Source organism: Arthrobacter sp. Y3223151, from assembly GCF_059091125.1.
The window spans coordinates 1-16,067 of the sequence record NZ_JBNHGI010000003.1 but is presented as its reverse complement, the minus strand read 5'-3'; the positions used below and the strand labels follow the sequence as shown (position 1 = coordinate 16,067).

Sequence of the window (16,067 nt, the reverse complement as noted above, 5' to 3'; positions counted from 1 at the left end):
TGTCAGGCCGCGGTGATCGGCACGTCGCGGACGCCGACGGTCTCGCCGGTGATCCAGTCTTCCCACTCGACCCGCAGCCGGTACTCCCCCCGCTCCGGCGGATGCAGCATCACGTCGTACCGCTCGGCCGCACCGAAGGCCAGCACATCGGTCATGAGCGGGTATCCGGCCTCCCGGCAGGTCGGCGAAGGCGCTCCCGGCACGGAGGTGTCACGGAACGGCCGGCCGTCGTGGGCGATCAGCTCGGCCATCCGCACCGGCTCCCCGTCCACGGTCGTGAAGTACATGCGGTTGGGCAGGTAGTTGGCGTTCAGGATGCGCAGCAGCGTTGGCTTCTTGTCATCCCCGGCAACATTGGCCCGCAGCGCCGACAGGCTCCACACCCGGTTATCGCCGGACCGCCGCCGAACCAGCTCGCCGCCCATCAGGTAGAAGTGCCGGGGCTCGTACCGGTTCAGCCCCACATCCTCCCCGGACAGCCCGGCCGCGTGGTGCATTTCGTGCCAGCGCGGATCCAGCGAGTACGCGATCACCATGGACTCGGTGTCGACGTCATACTCCGGCCCATCCACGAACGCCCGCCGCGCTCCCGGCGTCACCGGGTAGTCGGGGTGCACCACCGGATCCACGATCACCGGGCCGAACATCCCCATCTGCGCGTGCAGCACGGTGTTGACGTGGCAGTGGTAGAAATAGGTTCCGGCCGCGCCGTAGTTGGGATCTCCCGGCCGGCCCGGTTCCGGCGCCCACTGGTACGTGTACGTGCCGCCGATCTCGAACGAGGTGTGGCCTACGCCGTCGTTGCGCGGGTCGGGTTCCAGTCCGTGCCAATGAATGGTGTGCGGCCCCATCGAGGGATGCACGGTGGCGTGGAAGATCTGCCCCTCCAACGGCCGGATCAACGGGCCGGGAAAGCCGCGGCCGGATTCCCGCGACTCAAAGCTCCACATCTCGAACTGCGCGCCGTCGTCGAAGCGCAGGTCCCGGTTGAAGACCTCCAGGTAGACGGACGAATGCGGCGTCTGGCGGAACTCCGTGACCGGGCGGTCCAGATCCAACTGGTCCGAGCTGAAGTCCACCTGGCTCCGGAACCGGTGCCGCGGGCGGTCGTCGTCGCTGGTGGGGCTCGGGCTCGGCGTCGGCTGCGCGGTGGGCTCGGTTGGTTCCCCTGTGGGGGACGACGTCGGTGCCTCCGAGGGCTCGTTCGTGGGCGTCGGCGTCGGCGCGGCGGTGGGATTGTTGGTGGGCGAGGCTGTCGGTTCAACCGTGGGCGCCGCCGTCGCCGTGGGCTTCGGGGTTGCGGTGGGCTTCGGCGTCGCGGTGGGCTTGGTCCCGCCCCCGCCCTTGCGGTCGTCGTCGTCCTTCTTCTTGCCCTTTTTCCGGTCCTCCTCGCGCCGGCGGGCAGCTTCGTCCCGCTTCCGCTCGGCCTCGGCCTGCTTGCGCTGCTCTTCGGCCCGTTGTGCGGCCTTGCGGTTGTCGGAGCGCAGGGGCGCTCTCGGGTTGCTCATCGTCCCTCCCCGGGAAGCGGTGCCTTCAGGTTCCAGTGGGCCACCAGCCCGCCCGGATACAGCCCGCCGGCGGCGGTTTGCGAGGGCTCGGCGTGGCAGTGCATCGGGTACTCCCAGTCGGTGGTCCGGGCGTACCAGACCGGGTCCAAGGCATCCGGCGGCCGCTTGACCGGGATGATGCAGTCCTTCCGGTCCATCGGCTGCAGCTCCACCACGTCTTCCCACTGCTGCAGCACCACGTGGCCCTGCTTGTCCACGTACCCGTCGCGCCGCGGCCAGTGGTAGTTGTTCCGCCGCACGGTCCACAGGTGGTTCCCGTGGAAGTGGATCTGGTGGTAAACGATGCCGGGGTTGATCAGCCGCACCAGCTGGCCGCCGCGGAGGGTGCCGGCGGTGCTGCCTTCGCCGAACTGGCGCACATCGAGCTGCCGCGGATACCCGGAGACCAGGGTTTCCTCGTCGCTGGCCAGGTTCAGCGCCTCGTTCCGGGTCATCGCCAGCGACTCATAGCCGCTGTGCCCGTTGAGCGTGAAGTACCGCGGCACGGCCTTGGTCAGCGACGGGTCAACGGTGCCGCCGGCGGCCTCGATGGCGGCCCAGTTCGACTCCACCGCGTGGCAGATCCACACCCACTGCCGTTCGAAGCTGGCCCTGCCGGGCGTGATGTCCCACTGGTGCACCGAATCCATCACCACCAGCGCGCCGAACAGCCCGAGGGTCCGCTCGACCGGCGCGTTGGTCGGATCGCTGTAGATGTAGGTTCCGGCCGGCGGGCACGGCAGCTCCAGCAGCGCGCTCCCGCCCGGCGCAATCGGACCGGTGCGGGCGTCCTCGTGGCCTGGCCCGACGTCGTGCAGGACAAACTCGTGGTTTTTGGCCAACCGGTTGTGCACCCGGAAGCGCAGCGTCGAACCCACCTCGGCGATGATCGTGCGCGCGGGGAAGTAGCTGGCCCAGTAGTTGCGGCGGATGAAGTACTGCCCGGGGTTCGCCGGGTCGGGGCCGTATGGCTGCGGGGTGCCGCGCGGCGGCAGCGCCGCCCCCAGCGGGTAGCTCCGCGACTCCACCAGCCGCCCGTCGGCGGTGAACACCTTGGGCGCCACGGCCAGGCTCGGCGAGGCATCGCGCAGGCCGGTGGGCCGGTCGCCGAAACCGCGGTGGTAGACCAGCGAGTCGTCCACCATCTTCAGGTAGCCCTCGTTGATGTAGAGGTCCAGCACGCCCGGGACGGGCACGACGGCGGAGGGCCGGGTTTGCGCGCGCGGCACACCGGCCACCGTCCCAGCCGCCGCTCCCGGCACAGCGGCGGCCGGTGCTGCCGGGGCCGCTGCCGCCGGGGCCGCGGCAGCACTGCCCGTCCCGCCCAGTGCCAGCGCGCCGAGCCCGGCAGCGGCACCGTATTTCAGGAAATCCCACCGACCCACGCTTGCTGTCTCCTGGGACTCCTTTGGCAGCCGGGGCTCCGCGCCTTCAGCCCCGGTCCTATCGGAGGCAGCGCGACCCAACGCAGAACTACCCGAGGAGGCGCCATTCGAGGCGGTACTAAACGTGCGGCCATGGTCCCGCTCCGGTACGTGCTCAGCCATGATGGCCTCCTTCGTCCAGCCAGCCGGGCCTGAGCGCCACCCGCGGCAGTTCGAGCCGCAACGGCGCCGCGTGCAGCCAGGGATCCGTGAACTCTGCGGAGAAGCGCTGCGCGTCCGCCGGCACCAGGAAGCTGATCCAGAAGCGCTCGGTACTCCAAGCTGCCAGCGCCACGGCCTCTCCGGAGTCTCGGTTGGTCACCGTCGGCCCGCCGTCGCCGACCCTCAGCCGCAACTGCCCGGGGGCGAACAGCACCTCGTCCTCCGAAGCGTTCTGCACCTCCAGCTCCACCAGCACGTGGTCGCCCCACGTCATGTTCGCCGGCTGCGGTGCCGCCGCCATGATGGGGCCATGGCCGGCGTGCCCGGATCCACCCCCGGCAGTCCCCCTGCCCGCAGCGCCGCCAGCCGGCCCCGCCGCAGCGGAGGTCGCCGTGCCCAAGGCGGGAACACCGCCGTCGTACGCCAACCGATGCTGGCGCTCCGCGGACACCAGCCGCACGCTCCCGAAGGAGGTTTCCACGCCTCCCGGGCTTAGGTTGCCGGCCCGCAGGTGGCTGGCCGTGAGCAGGCCAGCACCCCCCGCCACGCCGGCGATGCCGGCCCCAACAAGTACGCCAAATACACGCCGCGAGAGACCGGACGGCAGGCTCGCGCTGCTGTCCGGCCCCGGCACGACCGCGCTATCCCCATAGAGCGTCGTCATTGCTTTACCGCTTTCCCATCCCCCAAACCTGTGGCACCCATCCTTGCCGCGCGGGCTTGGGAAAAACTGGTGGGATGCAAACGGCCGTGCCGCCCCGTCATACTGGGACCATGAGCCTCGAAGCCGGTCTCCCTGCCCGCCCGGACCAGCCGCCCATCGGCCTGCTGCTGGACGTCGACGGCCCGGTTTCCTCGCCGGTGACCCGCACGGTGCCGTCGGAGATCATCCACTCGCTGCTGGTGATGGCCAAACGCGGCTGGCCGATTGTGTTCAACACCGGACGGTCGGACCAGTTCATCCGCGAGCAGGTGATGGAGCCGATGCTCGCCGCCGGGATGCCGCCGGGGGTGCGCTGCTACGCGGTGTGCGAAAAGGGCGCCGTCTGGTTCAGCTTCACCGCCGCCGGCCCGGGCACCGTCCATGTGGACCATGCGCTGGCCCCGCCGCAGGAGTTCGCCGCGGAGGTGCGCAAGTTGGTGAGCTCCGGCTACTCCAGCCACATGTTCTTCGACGAAACCAAGCGGGCCATGGTCTCCGTGGAGCAGGTGGTGGGGACCGAAAACCGGGAGTACCGCCAGGTGCAGGAAAAGTTCGACGCCGAGGTCCTGGCTTTGATGTCCAGGTTCGGCATGGGTGCCACGCGCCTGGATCAGCACCTGCCGGACAGCGACGACCGGATTGACTACCGGGTGGACCCGAACATCATCGCCACCGACATCGAGTCGGTGCAGCTGGGCAAGGACCTGGGCGCCGAGCGGGCGCTGGAAATGCTGGCCGCGGACGGCGTGGTGCCGCACGCGTGGCGAACGATGGGCGATTCCCGCACCGACTACGCGATGTCCGACCTGCTGCACCACAACGGGCACGCGGTGCTGCACGTGGATGTCCGCCCCGACGACGGCGTCCCGCAGAAGCCGTACCCGGTGCTGACCGCGGCCCACCTGGGCTTCCCGAAGGCCGTGCATGAAGAGGCCGGCGCGGCGTTCCTGCGGACGTGGGCTGCGATCGCGCAGACGTTGTAGGGGCTTCCCGAGCCAGCCGCCCCGCCGTCGGGCCGTAACACGGGGAAATACGGGGCGCATTCCACGCCGATTCCCGCCGCGAGTCAAGCGAAACTGTGCCGCCGCAGCAAAACGTAACGTCCGTAACAATTGACTCAGGGCCCGATGCTAGTCTGCCTTCCATGAACGCACTTCAGGGGAGCATTCCAGTACTCGACATGAGCACCGCCCGGTTGGCGGACAACAGCTTCAACCCGGACTTCATCGACCAGCTGCGCGACGCCGCGCACCGGGTCGGGTTCTTCCAGATCACCGGCTACGGCGCTGCCGAGGGCCAGGTGGCGGAGCTATTCGACGCGATCAAGCGCTTCTTCGAGCTGCCGCTGGAAGAGCGGCTGAAGCTGGACAACCGCAACTCCCCGCATTTCCGCGGCTACACCCGGATGGGCACCGAGCGGACCCAGGGCCGCGCCGACGCCCGCGAGCAGCTGGACTACTCGCCGGAGAGCGAGCCCGTCACCGACTACCCGGAGGACCAGAAGTACTGGCTGCTCCGCGGACCGAACCAGTGGCCGGATGCCGTGCAGCCGGACCTGCGCGAGAAGGCCATGGCCTGGGCCGAGCTGATGTCCACGGTGGGCCACGACCTGCTCTCGGCCATCGGCGTCGGGCTGGGCCTGCCGGAAGACTACTTCGACGAGCCGTTCGCCGACACCCCGCACTGGATGGGCAAGCTGGTGCACTACGTCGGCGGCGTGGTGGAGGAAGCCGGCGACCAGGGCGTGGGCGTGCACGCCGACTACGGCTTCGTCACCCTGCTGCTGCAGGACATGGTCGGCGGGCTCGAGGTGCGTCCGCCGGAGTCTGACGAGTGGCTGCCGGTCGAGCCGATCGAGGGCGCCCTGGTGGTGAACCTGGGCGAAATGCTCGAGGTGGCCACCGACGGCTACATCACCGCCACCGTCCACCGCGTGCAGGCTCCGCCGCCCGGCGTGGACCGCTACTCGGTGCCGTTCTTCTGGTCGCCGCGCCTGGATGCCGTGATCGACCCGGTGCCGCTGCCGGACGAGCTCAAGGCCAGCTCCCGCGGCCGCACCGACGACCCCACCAACCCGATGCTCTCCAGCTTCGGCGCCAACATGCTCAAGGGCCGGCTGCGCGCCCACCCGGACGTGACCGAGAAGTTTTACCCGGAGCTGCTCGCCAAGAAGTAGGCGCGGTAGGTCGCCGGGGGGTCCGGGCTTCTGGGCCAGGCCCCGGGGTCCGGGCCTCCGGGCTGATGTTCCCCTCGAAAATGGTGTGTGCGACGTCCAGCGGCGCACACACCATTTTTCTCGGTGCAGGCTCCGCCCACCCCGTGCGCCGCCGATCCCGCTCGCCCATAATGGGCTGTGTGGGCAACATCCTGACCCGCTGGCGCGAGGAGCTGCGGGGCACGTTTTCCGGACAGAGCGACACGATCCCGCAGTGGGAGTTGGACCTGGAGAACGGCGACGACGCGGGCTACTTCGCGCCCGAATCGGCCGTCTGGGCGGTTCACGGCTCGATGCCCACGCTGGTTGCCGGCATCCGTTCTCTGCTCACGCAAACGCTGCATCCCGGCGCCCTGGCAGGCGTGCATGACTTCTCCGCCTACCGCGATGATCCGCTGGGGCGCCTCGCCAATACCATCCGGTGGATTTTCACTGTCACTTACGGCGACACAGCAGCGGCCCGCTCCGCCTGCGACCTGGTACTGCGCCTGCATGAACGCGTTCGCGGAACCTACACCGACTCCTCCGGCGGGCAGCAGCCGTACTATGCCAACGATCCGCGTCTGCTGCGCTGGGTGCACCTGACCTTCACCGACGCCTTCGTCACCGCGCACCTGGCCTACGGCCACCGGTTGCCGGGTGGTCCGGACCGCTATGTGGCCGAATGGGCCAAGGCCGGCGAGCTCATGCATGTCTCGGACCCGCCCGGCACTTACGCGGAACTGCGCGCCCAACTGGCCAGCTTTGAACCGGAGCTCGCCGCGTCGCCCGCCATGGAGGAGACGGTCGCGTTTGTCAGGCGGCCGCCGCTGCCCCGCTCGCAACGACTGGGGTACCGCATCCTGTTCGCCGCCGCCGTCGAAACGCTTCCCGAGGAGCACCGCCGCCTGCTGGGGCTGCGCCCGACCACTCCCCTACCGCTGCGCGTCCTCATCAAGCCCGCCACCCACATCGTCCTAGGCGTCGTCCGGCTCGGCCTGTCCAAGACCGGGCCCAGCGAAGCCGCCGCGCGCCGCCGCCTCGCCCGGCTCGAGCAGCAGGCCTGATGGCGGCGCCCCGGCGTAATGACTTCCCACGTTTGAGACGGGCTCTTGAACAAACCCGCAGGTCAGGGGCTTTTTGGTGCCCCGAAACGTGGGAAGTTAGGCCTAGACATGGGAAGATGCTGACCGATCCGCGGCCGGCTCGCCGACAAGAAAACCTCGTCCGGCCGTGGGCTGGGCATCAGCGACCGGCCATGCGCTGCCTCAACGACCGGCGCTCGGTTTAACGCCAGCGGCCCCGGTCTGCAGTGCAGATCGGGGCCACTGGGTCTGGCGGAGGATGGGGGATTTGAACCCCCGAGGGCGTGAACCCAACACGCGTTCCAGGCGTGCGCCATAGGCCGCTAGGCGAATCCTCCAGATGCTTGCTCACAAGAGCAGATACCAGAGTACCCGAAAGCGGCCGCATGTGCCGAATCGGGCAGGAGTGCAGGGAGCTGGATCCGGGAGTACAAGGACCTCGGTCGCACGCCTCCCGGGGCTGGGCTTGGGCAACCTGGGCCCTGTCCGGACACGGCCGCCACCCGGTCTGGACGTACTCAAAAATCGAATCCAAGACCGTGCGGGTACCACTGCCCTTAAGCTCTGGAAGGCTGCGACCGGCAGTGGCAAACTTACGCCATGGGTGAGGTGAGGGGCTGGGGGCAGCCCCTTTTCTAAGGGGACTAAACAACATGGCCACCGGTACAGAGTCAGCGGTAGGCAGCGTGCCACCGGCACGCATCTTGGACTGGCTGCTGGCCGGGGATCCGTCAATCCGGTTCCAGACCCTGCGTGATCTCTGCGACGCGCCCGAAGGCGAAGTGGCGGCCGCGCAAGCCGAAATTGCCGGCTCCGGCTGGGGTGCCCTGCTGCTCAAGGCGCAGGATCCGGACGGCAGCTGGGGCGGCGGCCTCTACAACCCCAAATGGACCTCCACCATGTTCACCCTGCTGCTGCTGCACTGGCTCGGGCTCGCCCCGGGGCACCCGCAGGCCGTGGCCGGCTGTCGGAGGCTGCTGGACGGGGCAGAGTACTTCGACGGCGGGCTGACCTACGGCCGGCATCAGGACCGGGCCGAGAACTGCGTCACGGCCATGGCTGTGCTGGTCGGCTCCGAGCTGGGCCAGCGGCTCGGCGGCGATCCGCGGATCGACAAGGCAGTGTCGTGGATGCTGGCCGAGGAACTGGACGACGGCGGCTGGAACTGCGAGCCCCACAGCTCGCGGACCAAGCACGCCTCGTTCCACACCACCATCAGCACGCTGGAGGCACTGGCCGCCTACCGGCACAGCGGCGGCTCGATCAAGGTTGACGTCGCCGAGGCACGCGGCCGCGAATTCCTGCTGATGCATTCGCTCTACCGGTCACACCGGACCGGGGCCGTGGCGCATCCTTCGCTGTCCCAGTTCCGGTTCCCGCCGCAGTGGCACTACGACATCCTGCGCGGCCTCGAGTACTTTCGGGCCGAGGGCTGCCCGCACGATGACCGGATGTCGCCCGCCATCAAGGTAGTGGCCCATGGACGGCGCAGCCCGGGCAACTGGGGCGGGTACCGCCCGTATCCGGGGCGGATGTGGTTCCGCTGGTCGGCAGAGGACATCGGCCGCTGGGCCACGCTGCGGTGCTCCCGCGTGCTGCGCTGGTGGGATGCTCCCGACGCCGTTCCCGACGCCGCCGCCGGTGCCCCGACGAGTCCGGGCACCTGATTTCGGGGCGCCGTCCGACGTCAGGTAGACTGTTCGTCGGCCCCTCATGCGGTGTCATCCTGTGAACTCCCCCAGGACCGGAAGGTAGCAAGGGTAAGCGGGCTCTGTCAGGTGCATGAGGGGTCTTTACTTACCCCCATGCTGCCTATCCCCAGCCCGGCCGCTTCGGCGTGCGCCGGCCCAGTTTCAACCGATAGGGTTTGATCGTGAGTACAGCCCTTTACCGTCGCTACCGCCCGGACACTTTCGCGGACGTTATCGGGCAGGAACACGTCACCCATCCGCTGATGGCGGCGCTGCAGAAGAACCGCGTCAACCACGCGTACCTGTTCTCCGGCCCGCGCGGCTGCGGCAAGACCACATCGGCCCGTATCCTGGCCCGCTGCCTGAACTGCGCGGAAGGCCCCACCCCCACGCCCTGCGGAACCTGCGACTCCTGCGTTGAACTCGGCCGCGGCGGCCCCGGCAGCCTCGACGTCATCGAGATCGACGCCGCCTCCCATGGCGGCGTGGACGACGCCCGCGACCTGCGCGAGCGGGCCACCTTCGCCCCGGTGCGTGACCGGTACAAGATCTTCATCATCGACGAGGCCCACATGGTCACGTCGGCCGGCTTCAACGCCCTGCTCAAGATCGTCGAAGAGCCGCCGGAACACATCAAGTTCATCTTCGCCACCACGGAGCCGGACAAGGTCATCGGCACCATCCGCTCCCGGACCCATCACTATCCTTTCCGACTCGTCCCGCCGGAACCGCTGATGCAGTACCTGGAACTGCTGTGCCGGCAGGAGAACGTTCCGGTGGCCCCGGGCGTCCTCTCGCTGGTGATCCGGGCCGGCGGCGGTTCGGTCCGCGACTCGCTCTCCGTGCTGGACCAGTTGATGGCCGGCGCCGGACCCGACGGGCTGGACTACGAACTGGCCGTTTCCCTGCTCGGCTACACGCACGCCTCCCTGCTGGACGACGTCGTCGACGCCTTCGCCGCGGGCGACGCTTCCACCGTGTTCAGCGCGGTGGACCGCGTGGTGCAGACCGGCCACGATCCGCGCCGCTTCGTCGAGGACCTGCTCGAGCGCTTCCGCGACCTGATCATCGTGCGTGCCATGCCGGAAAGCGCCCACGCGATCCTGCGCGGCGTCCCGGAAGACCAGATCGCCCGGATGCAGACCCAGGCCAACCAGCTGGGCGCGTCCGAGCTCTCCCGGGCCGCGGACATCACCAATCAGGCGCTGACCGAGATGACGGGCGCCACCTCCCCGCGCCTGCACCTTGAGCTGCTGTGCGCGCGGATCCTACTGCCCGCCGCCGACCAGGGCGAGCAGGGCGTCGCGGCTCGGGTGGACCGGATCGAGCGCCGGCTCAGCTACGGCGGGGCCCCGGTTTCCTCCCCGGCAGCCGGCCAGCCGCAGGCGCCCGCCGTGCACGCCGCCGCGGAGCCCCCGCTCTCCGGGCCCGAAGCTGCGCGCGCTGCGCTCCGGGGAGCCAACGCGCAGAAGGCCGAGCCCGCCCGCCCGGACGCCGAGCGCCTCACTCCCCCGCGGGTGAGCACCACCGACTGGCCCGGCGAAGAACAGCAGGGTCCTGCCGCTCCCGCCGCCCACAACCCACGGCCCGCAGGCCAGCCTGCCCAACAGCACGACGGCGGAGCTCCCGCCGCTTCCGCGGGTACGGCACCTGCGACGGCGGAAACCTCCGGATCTCCAGCTGTGGCCGGAGCCGCGGCCGCAGCCGAGGCCCAGGCGTCCGCCCAGCCGCCTTCCGCTCCGGCATCCGCCAACGATTCCAGCCGTCCGACCGTCCCGACGTCGGTGTTCGGGAACCCGCGGGACGGCGGCAGGCAGGACTCCGGCGTGCAGGTCCCGTCCGACGCGGCCGGCCAGCAGAACGCGGCTGCCGGCTCCTCTGGCGAAAGCGCGGCCGACTGGGGTGGCACCTGGGGCGCCATGCCGGAGCCGGCTCCAGCACCCGAAGCACAGCGCCCAGCCCCGCCGGCCGGAGACCAGGCCCGTGGATCGGGTCAGCCGGCTCAATCTCCCCGGAATACGGCGGCGCCGGTAGCTGCAGCCAACGAGCGGCCGCAGGCACAGGGACAGCCCCCGGCGCAGCAGCCCGCACCGCAGCGGCAGGCGCAGGCAGGACCACAGGCTCCGGGGCGCCCGGAACCGGTTGGCCCGCAGGCTCCGGCGCTCCCGGATCCAGTTGCACCGCAGGCGCAGGCTCCTGCCCCCGCCCAAGCGCCAGCACGCCCGGAACCGGTTGCACCGCCGGCGCAGGCTTCGGCACAACAGTCTCCCGCGCGCCCGGAACAAGGCGCGCCACCGGCGCAGGCTCCGCGCCAGGGTCAATCCGGCCCGCAGGCGTCCGGGCAGATCGAGATGATCCGCCGCGCCTGGCCGGAAATCCTGAATACGCTCAGCGGCATCCGCAAGGTGACGTGGATGAACGTCAGCACCAATGCCTCGCCGCTCAGCCTCGACGGCACCGCGCTGACGCTGGGTTTCAAGAACCAGGGTTCCGCCACCAACTTCAACAACGGCGACCACGCGGACAACGTGCGCCAGGCCATCCAGCAGGTGCTCGGCATCGACCTGCAGATTCAAACCGTCGAAGACGCGTCGGTGACAGCGGGTGAGTCAAACCCAAAAGTACCTACTAGCCGGCCGCAGCCGGCAGACGGAGGTTGGTCCGCCAACACCGCTACGGTAGGTGCGCCCGCGCCGGTTTCGGGACCGGTTGGGCAAGCTGATCATCGGCAGCCGGCACCAGCCGCTGCCGAGGTGGCCGGCTTCATGGCCGGCTCGGGCTCGGTGCCTTCTCCGTCTTCTGCTGAACCGGCGATGCCGGCTCCCCCGGCCGGCCCGGCGACGTCGACCGGCTTCGCAACGTCCGGCTTCTCCGGTGGTCCTGCGATGTCGGGGGGATCCGGCGTAGCCCCTGCCTCGGCTGTTTCCGGTCCGTCTGCCCCCAGCGGGGTCTCCGCGCCCACGGGCCTTTCAGCAGCAAGCGGGATGTCGGCCGGCACCGCCGCTTCAGCCCCCAGCGGCGTTTCCGCGGGCTCAAGCTTGTCGGCACCCACGGCCGCCTCGGCTCCAAGCAGTGTGTCGGCAGGCTCAAGTTTCTCGGCGCCCACCGTGGCTTCGGCCCCCAGCGCTGCCACCGCCGCGTCGGGGGCATCAGCATCCAGCGGCTTCTCCGGGGCCACCGCGGCGTCAGCGCCGTCGGCCGAATCACCGCACAGCGCCCCCGGCAACGGCCAGCGACCGCCCGCCCTGCCCGGGGAAAAGCCGGTGTTTGCGAAGCTGGCCGAGCGGATGGCGGGGCCAGGAGCTCCCGCCGCTGTCCCCGTGGCAGCCGGAGCGCCGTCGGCCGCGAACCACTCCGGCTCGGCGCTGGCCGGCTTCCCCGCCCCCGCAGCCCCCACAGCGCCAGCAGCTCCCGCAGCGGCGGACCCCGAGGGCGCCGCCCAACCGAGCAGCCAGCCATCCGGCACCCTGTCGGCACCACCAAGCACGTCCGCTCCCTCCGCCCCGGCACAGCCGTCTCCGTACGACGACATCCCGTACGCGAACGACGAACCGCCCGCCGAGGAATGGGAAACGACGCCGGACCGGCAGATGGCCGGACAAAAGCGCAGCCGCTATCAGCAGTTGCTGGACCAGGCGAAGGCCACGCGGGCGACATCGGCCGTCGCGGCGCCGTCCCCGGCAGCCCGTGACCTAAACTTGAAGTACGTCGAGGACATCCCGAGCGAAGACGACGAGGCCATCGAAGATTCCGGACTGGTGGGCCGCGCTGCCATTGAGCGGCTCCTCGGCGGACGCCTGATCGAAGAACGAAGCCTCGACGGTTCCTAACCGCCCGCGGAGATTGAAGGTTCAGTGTACGAAGGTGCTGTCCAGGAGCTGATCGACGAGCTCGGCCGCTTGCCTGGAATCGGCCCGAAGTCCGCCCAGCGCATCGCGTTCCACATTTTGGAGTCCGATCCGGCCGACATGAAGCGGCTCGTTGACGCCGTCACCCATGTCAAGGAGCGGGTGAAGTTCTGCTCCATCTGCGGGAACGTCTCCGAACAGGACACCTGCAACATTTGCCGGGACCCGCGCCGGGATCCGACGGCCATCTGCGTCGTGGAAGAGTCCAAGGACGTCATCGCGATCGAGCGGACCCGGTCGTTCAAGGGCCGCTACCACGTGCTCGGCGGAGCCATTAATCCGATCGGCGGCGTCGGTCCGGAGCAACTGCGCATCCGCGAGCTGCTCGGCCGACTCTCGGACGGACAGATCGAGGAAATCATCATCGCCACCGACCCGAACCTCGAAGGCGAGGCGACGGCGACCTACCTGGGCCGGATGCTCAAGACCATCGGCATCCCCGTCAGCCGGCTGGCGTCCGGCCTGCCGGTCGGAGGCGACCTCGAATACGCGGACGAGGTCACGCTGGGCCGCGCCTTCGAAGGCCGCCGCATGCTCACGTAGCAACCCCGGCGGCCCCAGCCAGGCGTCAGTGGGCGGACCAGCCCCGCATCAGTCGGTGGAGTCGCGCGCGTGGCCGGGCACCGGCGTCGTTATTACCCTGGCCGGTCATACTGGCCGGCCGCATTCTCCGCCCTACCCTTGGCGGCGCTAGAATTGCCCTTGCCGCGCCGTGTCCGCAGCCGGGATGCGCGGCAGCAAATCCATGAGCCCGGCGGCGCGCCCTGGCGGCCGCGGTCCGGGCCCCAACCCAGGAGTTGTTTAGAGAACACATGAGCCTGATAGTGCAGAAGTTTGGCGGTTCCTCAGTATCGGACGCGGAGGGGATCAAACGCGTGGCACAACGCGTGGTCGATACCCAGGCCGCCGGCAACCAGGTTGTCGTCGTCGTGTCCGCCATGGGAGACACCACCGACGAACTGCTGGATCTGGCCAACCAGGTCTCCTCCAGCAGCAGCAGCGCCCGCGAAATGGACATGCTGTTGTCCGCCGGCGAACGCATCTCGATGTCGCTGCTGGCCATGGCCATCCAGGAATTCGGCTCCAGGGCCCAGTCCTTCACCGGCAGCCAGGCCGGCATGGTCACCGACGCCATCCACGGCAGGGCACGGATTATCGACGTCTCCCCGCACCGGGTGATGACTACCATCGAAAAGGGCGAGATTGCCATCGTCGCCGGCTTCCAGGGCATCAGCCGGGAAAGCAACGACATCACCACGCTGGGCCGCGGCGGTTCCGACACGACCGCGGTGGCGCTGGCGGCGGCCCTGGGCGCCGACGTCTGCGAAATCTACACGGACGTGGACGGCATTTACACCGCCGATCCGCGGGTGGTGCACAGCGCCCGTAAGATCGACACCATCTCCAGCGAGGAGATGCTGGAAATGGCGGCCTCCGGCTCCAAGATCCTGCACCTGCGCTGCGTCGAGTACGCCCGCCGCTTCGGCGTGAAGCTGCACGTGCGCTCGTCCTTCAGCACGAACGAGGGAACCTGGGTACTGCCCAACCCCGACGACAAGATCAAGATTCAAGAGGGAGAACCCTTGGAACAGCCCATCATCTCCGGCGTTGCCCACGACCGCTCCGAAGCCAAGGTCACCATCCTGGGCGTGCCCGACATCCCCGGCAAGGCCGCGGAGATCTTCGGCATCGTCGCCGGCGCGCACTCGAACATCGACATGATCGTGCAGAACATCTCCACCCGCGGGACCGGCAAGACGGACATCTCCTTCACGCTGCCCATGGTGGAGGGCAAGGAAGCCCTGGAGGCACTCAACGCGGCTCAGGACGTGGTGGGCTTCGAGGGCATCCTCTACAACGAAAACGTCGGCAAGCTCTCGCTGATCGGGGCGGGCATGCGCTCCAACCCCGGCGTCTCCTACAAGTTCTTCGAAGCCCTGCATAAGGCCGGCGTGAACGTGGACATGATCTCCACCTCCGAGATCCGCATCTCGATTGTCACGCACGCCGATCTGCTGGACACCGCGGTCCGCGCCGTCCACGCGGCATTCGACCTGGATACCGACGAGGAAGCCACGGTCTACGGCGGCACCGGCCGCTGAGGCAGTACGGGCGGAATCGGGCAGTCGGCAGTCAGCCGACGGCCCCTTCGTCCGGTGGCTGAGCCAGCTCGGACGGACCTGAAATCGGGGCGGGGATCAGGACTTGCGCGGCCGGCGGTAGGCATAGGCGTGGCCGGGTCCGCGCTCCACTTCGATCTCGGCCAGTTGTTCCTCGGACGCCTTCTCCGCTGCGTCGTGCCTGTGCACCACGGGGGAGTCAGCCTCGATCCGATCGGCAGGGCCCCAGACCTTCGCCGCCTTTTCCGTGGCGCGCATAAAGCGGTCCATGAAACGCCCATTTCCAGCCATCTGAATCACCTTCTTGCTCAGAAGAATCCGTGGCATCAGTTTAACGAGGAGCGGTACGGAAGGACAGAGCGGGGCTAGGCCGGCTTCTTCGGCACGATGTAAGTGCTGCCGTCCGCCCGGGTGACCGTTTCCCACTGCGATGCTTCGGCCTCGCGCTGCTTGAGCAGCGCCTTGTTCTCCTCGGTCATGGGATGGTCGACGCCGCTTTTCTGGGCCGGGCCGAAGACGATGCGGAACTTGCCGGTCGCCCGCATGAACGCGTTGACGCGGGACTTCTTCTCGGTCATGGGCGTGATCCTTCTTCCGGTGCCCGGTGGACTCTGGTGGGCATTCAACCCCATAATAGGGCACGAACAATTAGCGTACGAACTGATGGATGGTGATGGCCGTGACAGCCTCAGTGGGGACGACGGACGACCTGCTGCTGGAGCACCAGTTGTGCTTCGCGCTGTCCGTGGCGTCGCGCAGTGTGGTGGCCTCCTACAAGCCGGTGCTGGAGAAGCTGGGCCTCACGCATCCGCAATACCTGATGATGCTCGCCCTCTGGGAGCAGAGCCCGCGGATGGTTAAGGACCTGTCCGAGGCGCTGCAGCAGGAACCCGCCACCCTGTCCCCCATGCTTAAACGGCTGGAGCAGGCCGGGCTGGTGACCCGGGAGCGGGTGGAAGGCAACGAGCGGGCGCTGGCCGTGGGGCTGACCGATGCGGGCCAGGCGCTGCGGGAGGAGGCACTGGCCGTGCCCGGAACCATGCTGGCGCGTTTGGGGCTTGAACGGGAGCAGTTGCGTGAGCTGAACGCCTCGATGCATGCGCTGATCAAGGCCGCGCGGGAAGCCAAGGACTAGCTGTATTGCCCACGGACGTTAGGGACGCGCGGCGTGGCTGGGTGACATGAAGAAGACCTCCGGGTGAGGTGGGGCTTGTCGAGAGTCCACATCTTCAC

Annotated in this window: 13 protein-coding genes, 1 tRNA gene and 1 other RNA gene; 9 read left to right on the top strand and 6 right to left on the bottom strand. The window is 68.9% G+C overall.

All coding sequences use genetic code 11. The annotated features are described in order from the left end of the window. Nucleotides 1–2 precede the first annotated feature (2 nt). From AC5RUP_RS06010 to AC5RUP_RS06000, 3 genes are read right to left on the bottom strand one after another with little or no spacing between them, the layout of a single operon-like run. On the bottom strand, nucleotides 3–1,508 hold the full coding sequence (locus tag AC5RUP_RS06010) for a multicopper oxidase domain-containing protein (protein WP_494154760.1): 1,506 nt from the start codon (nucleotides 1,506–1,508) through the stop codon (nucleotides 3–5). Continuing rightward, entirely contained in the window at nucleotides 1,505–3,094 is a 1,590-nt protein-coding gene (locus tag AC5RUP_RS06005; RefSeq protein ID WP_494158374.1) for a multicopper oxidase domain-containing protein, read from the bottom strand. Before AC5RUP_RS06005 ends, AC5RUP_RS06010 begins: the two co-directional genes overlap by 4 nt. After that, nucleotides 3,087–3,614: a DUF4352 domain-containing protein gene (locus AC5RUP_RS06000; protein WP_494158373.1), complete on the bottom strand. Its 528-nt coding sequence runs from the start codon at nucleotides 3,612–3,614 to the stop codon at nucleotides 3,087–3,089. The genes AC5RUP_RS06005 and AC5RUP_RS06000 overlap by 8 nt, the downstream gene beginning before the upstream one ends. A gap of 293 nt (nucleotides 3,615–3,907) precedes the next feature. On the opposite strand from AC5RUP_RS06000, the gene AC5RUP_RS05995 reads away from it, so the two are divergent. From AC5RUP_RS05995 to AC5RUP_RS05985, 3 genes are all read left to right on the top strand, one after another. Next, nucleotides 3,908–4,819: a hypothetical protein gene (locus AC5RUP_RS05995; RefSeq protein ID WP_494154397.1), complete on the top strand. Its 912-nt coding sequence runs from the start codon at nucleotides 3,908–3,910 to the stop codon at nucleotides 4,817–4,819. 161 nt (nucleotides 4,820–4,980) lie between these two features. Further along, on the top strand, nucleotides 4,981–6,012 hold the full coding sequence (locus tag AC5RUP_RS05990) for an isopenicillin N synthase family dioxygenase (RefSeq protein ID WP_494154398.1): 1,032 nt from the start codon (nucleotides 4,981–4,983) through the stop codon (nucleotides 6,010–6,012). A 170-nt stretch (nucleotides 6,013–6,182) separates the two neighbouring features. Beyond that, on the top strand, nucleotides 6,183–7,097 hold the full coding sequence (locus AC5RUP_RS05985; RefSeq protein ID WP_494154401.1) for an oxygenase MpaB family protein: 915 nt from the start codon (nucleotides 6,183–6,185) through the stop codon (nucleotides 7,095–7,097). A 268-nt stretch (nucleotides 7,098–7,365) separates the two neighbouring features. Here the strand turns inward: AC5RUP_RS05985 and AC5RUP_RS05980 are convergent. Further along, nucleotides 7,366–7,453, bottom strand: a tRNA-Ser gene (locus tag AC5RUP_RS05980). A gap of 315 nt (nucleotides 7,454–7,768) precedes the next feature. Here AC5RUP_RS05980 and AC5RUP_RS05975 point away from each other — a divergent pair. The 5 genes from AC5RUP_RS05975 to AC5RUP_RS05955 all read left to right on the top strand — a co-directional run bounded on the left by AC5RUP_RS05975 (nucleotide 7,769) and on the right by AC5RUP_RS05955 (nucleotide 14,816). Next, complete coding sequence (locus AC5RUP_RS05975; RefSeq protein WP_494158372.1) at nucleotides 7,769–8,782, top strand: hypothetical protein; 1,014 nt, start codon at nucleotides 7,769–7,771, stop codon at nucleotides 8,780–8,782. 35 nt (nucleotides 8,783–8,817) lie between these two features. Further along, nucleotides 8,818–8,913: signal recognition particle sRNA small type (gene ffs, locus AC5RUP_RS05970), an RNA gene on the top strand. 69 nt (nucleotides 8,914–8,982) lie between these two features. Beyond that, nucleotides 8,983–12,636 (top strand): DNA polymerase III subunit gamma and tau, encoded by a 3,654-nt coding sequence (locus AC5RUP_RS05965; protein ID WP_494158371.1) that lies wholly within the window; start codon nucleotides 8,983–8,985, stop codon nucleotides 12,634–12,636. A gap of 24 nt (nucleotides 12,637–12,660) precedes the next feature. Beyond that, the gene (recR, locus tag AC5RUP_RS05960; RefSeq protein WP_494002065.1) at nucleotides 12,661–13,257 is read left to right on the top strand and encodes a recombination mediator RecR; all 597 of its coding nucleotides are present in this window, start codon (nucleotides 12,661–12,663) and stop codon (nucleotides 13,255–13,257) included. 269 nt (nucleotides 13,258–13,526) lie between these two features. Beyond that, nucleotides 13,527–14,816, top strand: coding sequence for an aspartate kinase (locus AC5RUP_RS05955; protein WP_494091566.1), 1,290 nt, complete (start codon nucleotides 13,527–13,529; stop codon nucleotides 14,814–14,816). A 96-nt stretch (nucleotides 14,817–14,912) separates the two neighbouring features. On the opposite strand, the gene AC5RUP_RS05950 is transcribed toward AC5RUP_RS05955, so the two are convergent. Beyond that, the gene (locus tag AC5RUP_RS05950) at nucleotides 14,913–15,125 is read right to left on the bottom strand and encodes a hypothetical protein (protein ID WP_494091565.1); all 213 of its coding nucleotides are present in this window, start codon (nucleotides 15,123–15,125) and stop codon (nucleotides 14,913–14,915) included. 74 nt (nucleotides 15,126–15,199) lie between these two features. Then, a complete protein-coding gene (locus tag AC5RUP_RS05945) occupies nucleotides 15,200–15,412 on the bottom strand; it encodes a hypothetical protein (protein WP_493977167.1) in 213 nt (70 codons plus the stop codon). A 95-nt stretch (nucleotides 15,413–15,507) separates the two neighbouring features. Here AC5RUP_RS05945 and AC5RUP_RS05940 point away from each other — a divergent pair, with 95 nt between their 5' ends. Then, nucleotides 15,508–15,969, top strand: a complete 462-nt coding sequence (locus tag AC5RUP_RS05940) for a MarR family winged helix-turn-helix transcriptional regulator (RefSeq protein WP_494154779.1) — start codon at nucleotides 15,508–15,510, stop codon at nucleotides 15,967–15,969. The last annotated feature ends 98 nt before the right edge of the window (nucleotides 15,970–16,067 follow it).

Coding starts and splice junctions, on each gene's coding strand:
- AC5RUP_RS05985 (WP_494154401.1), top strand. CDS start 6,183: ATGGGCTGTGTGGGCAACATCCTGACCCGCTGGCGCGAGGAGCTGCGG.
- AC5RUP_RS05990 (WP_494154398.1), top strand. CDS start 4,981: ATGAACGCACTTCAGGGGAGCATTCCAGTACTCGACATGAGCACCGCC.
- AC5RUP_RS05995 (WP_494154397.1), top strand. CDS start 3,908: ATGAGCCTCGAAGCCGGTCTCCCTGCCCGCCCGGACCAGCCGCCCATC.
- AC5RUP_RS06010 (WP_494154760.1), bottom strand. CDS start 1,508: ATGAGCAACCCGAGAGCGCCCCTGCGCTCCGACAACCGCAAGGCCGCA.
- AC5RUP_RS05975 (WP_494158372.1), top strand. CDS start 7,769: ATGGCCACCGGTACAGAGTCAGCGGTAGGCAGCGTGCCACCGGCACGC.
- AC5RUP_RS05950 (WP_494091565.1), bottom strand. CDS start 15,125: ATGGCTGGAAATGGGCGTTTCATGGACCGCTTTATGCGCGCCACGGAA.
- AC5RUP_RS05945 (WP_493977167.1), bottom strand. CDS start 15,412: ATGACCGAGAAGAAGTCCCGCGTCAACGCGTTCATGCGGGCGACCGGC.
- AC5RUP_RS06005 (WP_494158374.1), bottom strand. CDS start 3,094: ATGGCTGAGCACGTACCGGAGCGGGACCATGGCCGCACGTTTAGTACC.
- AC5RUP_RS05940 (WP_494154779.1), top strand. CDS start 15,508: ATGGCCGTGACAGCCTCAGTGGGGACGACGGACGACCTGCTGCTGGAG.
- AC5RUP_RS05955 (WP_494091566.1), top strand. CDS start 13,527: ATGAGCCTGATAGTGCAGAAGTTTGGCGGTTCCTCAGTATCGGACGCG.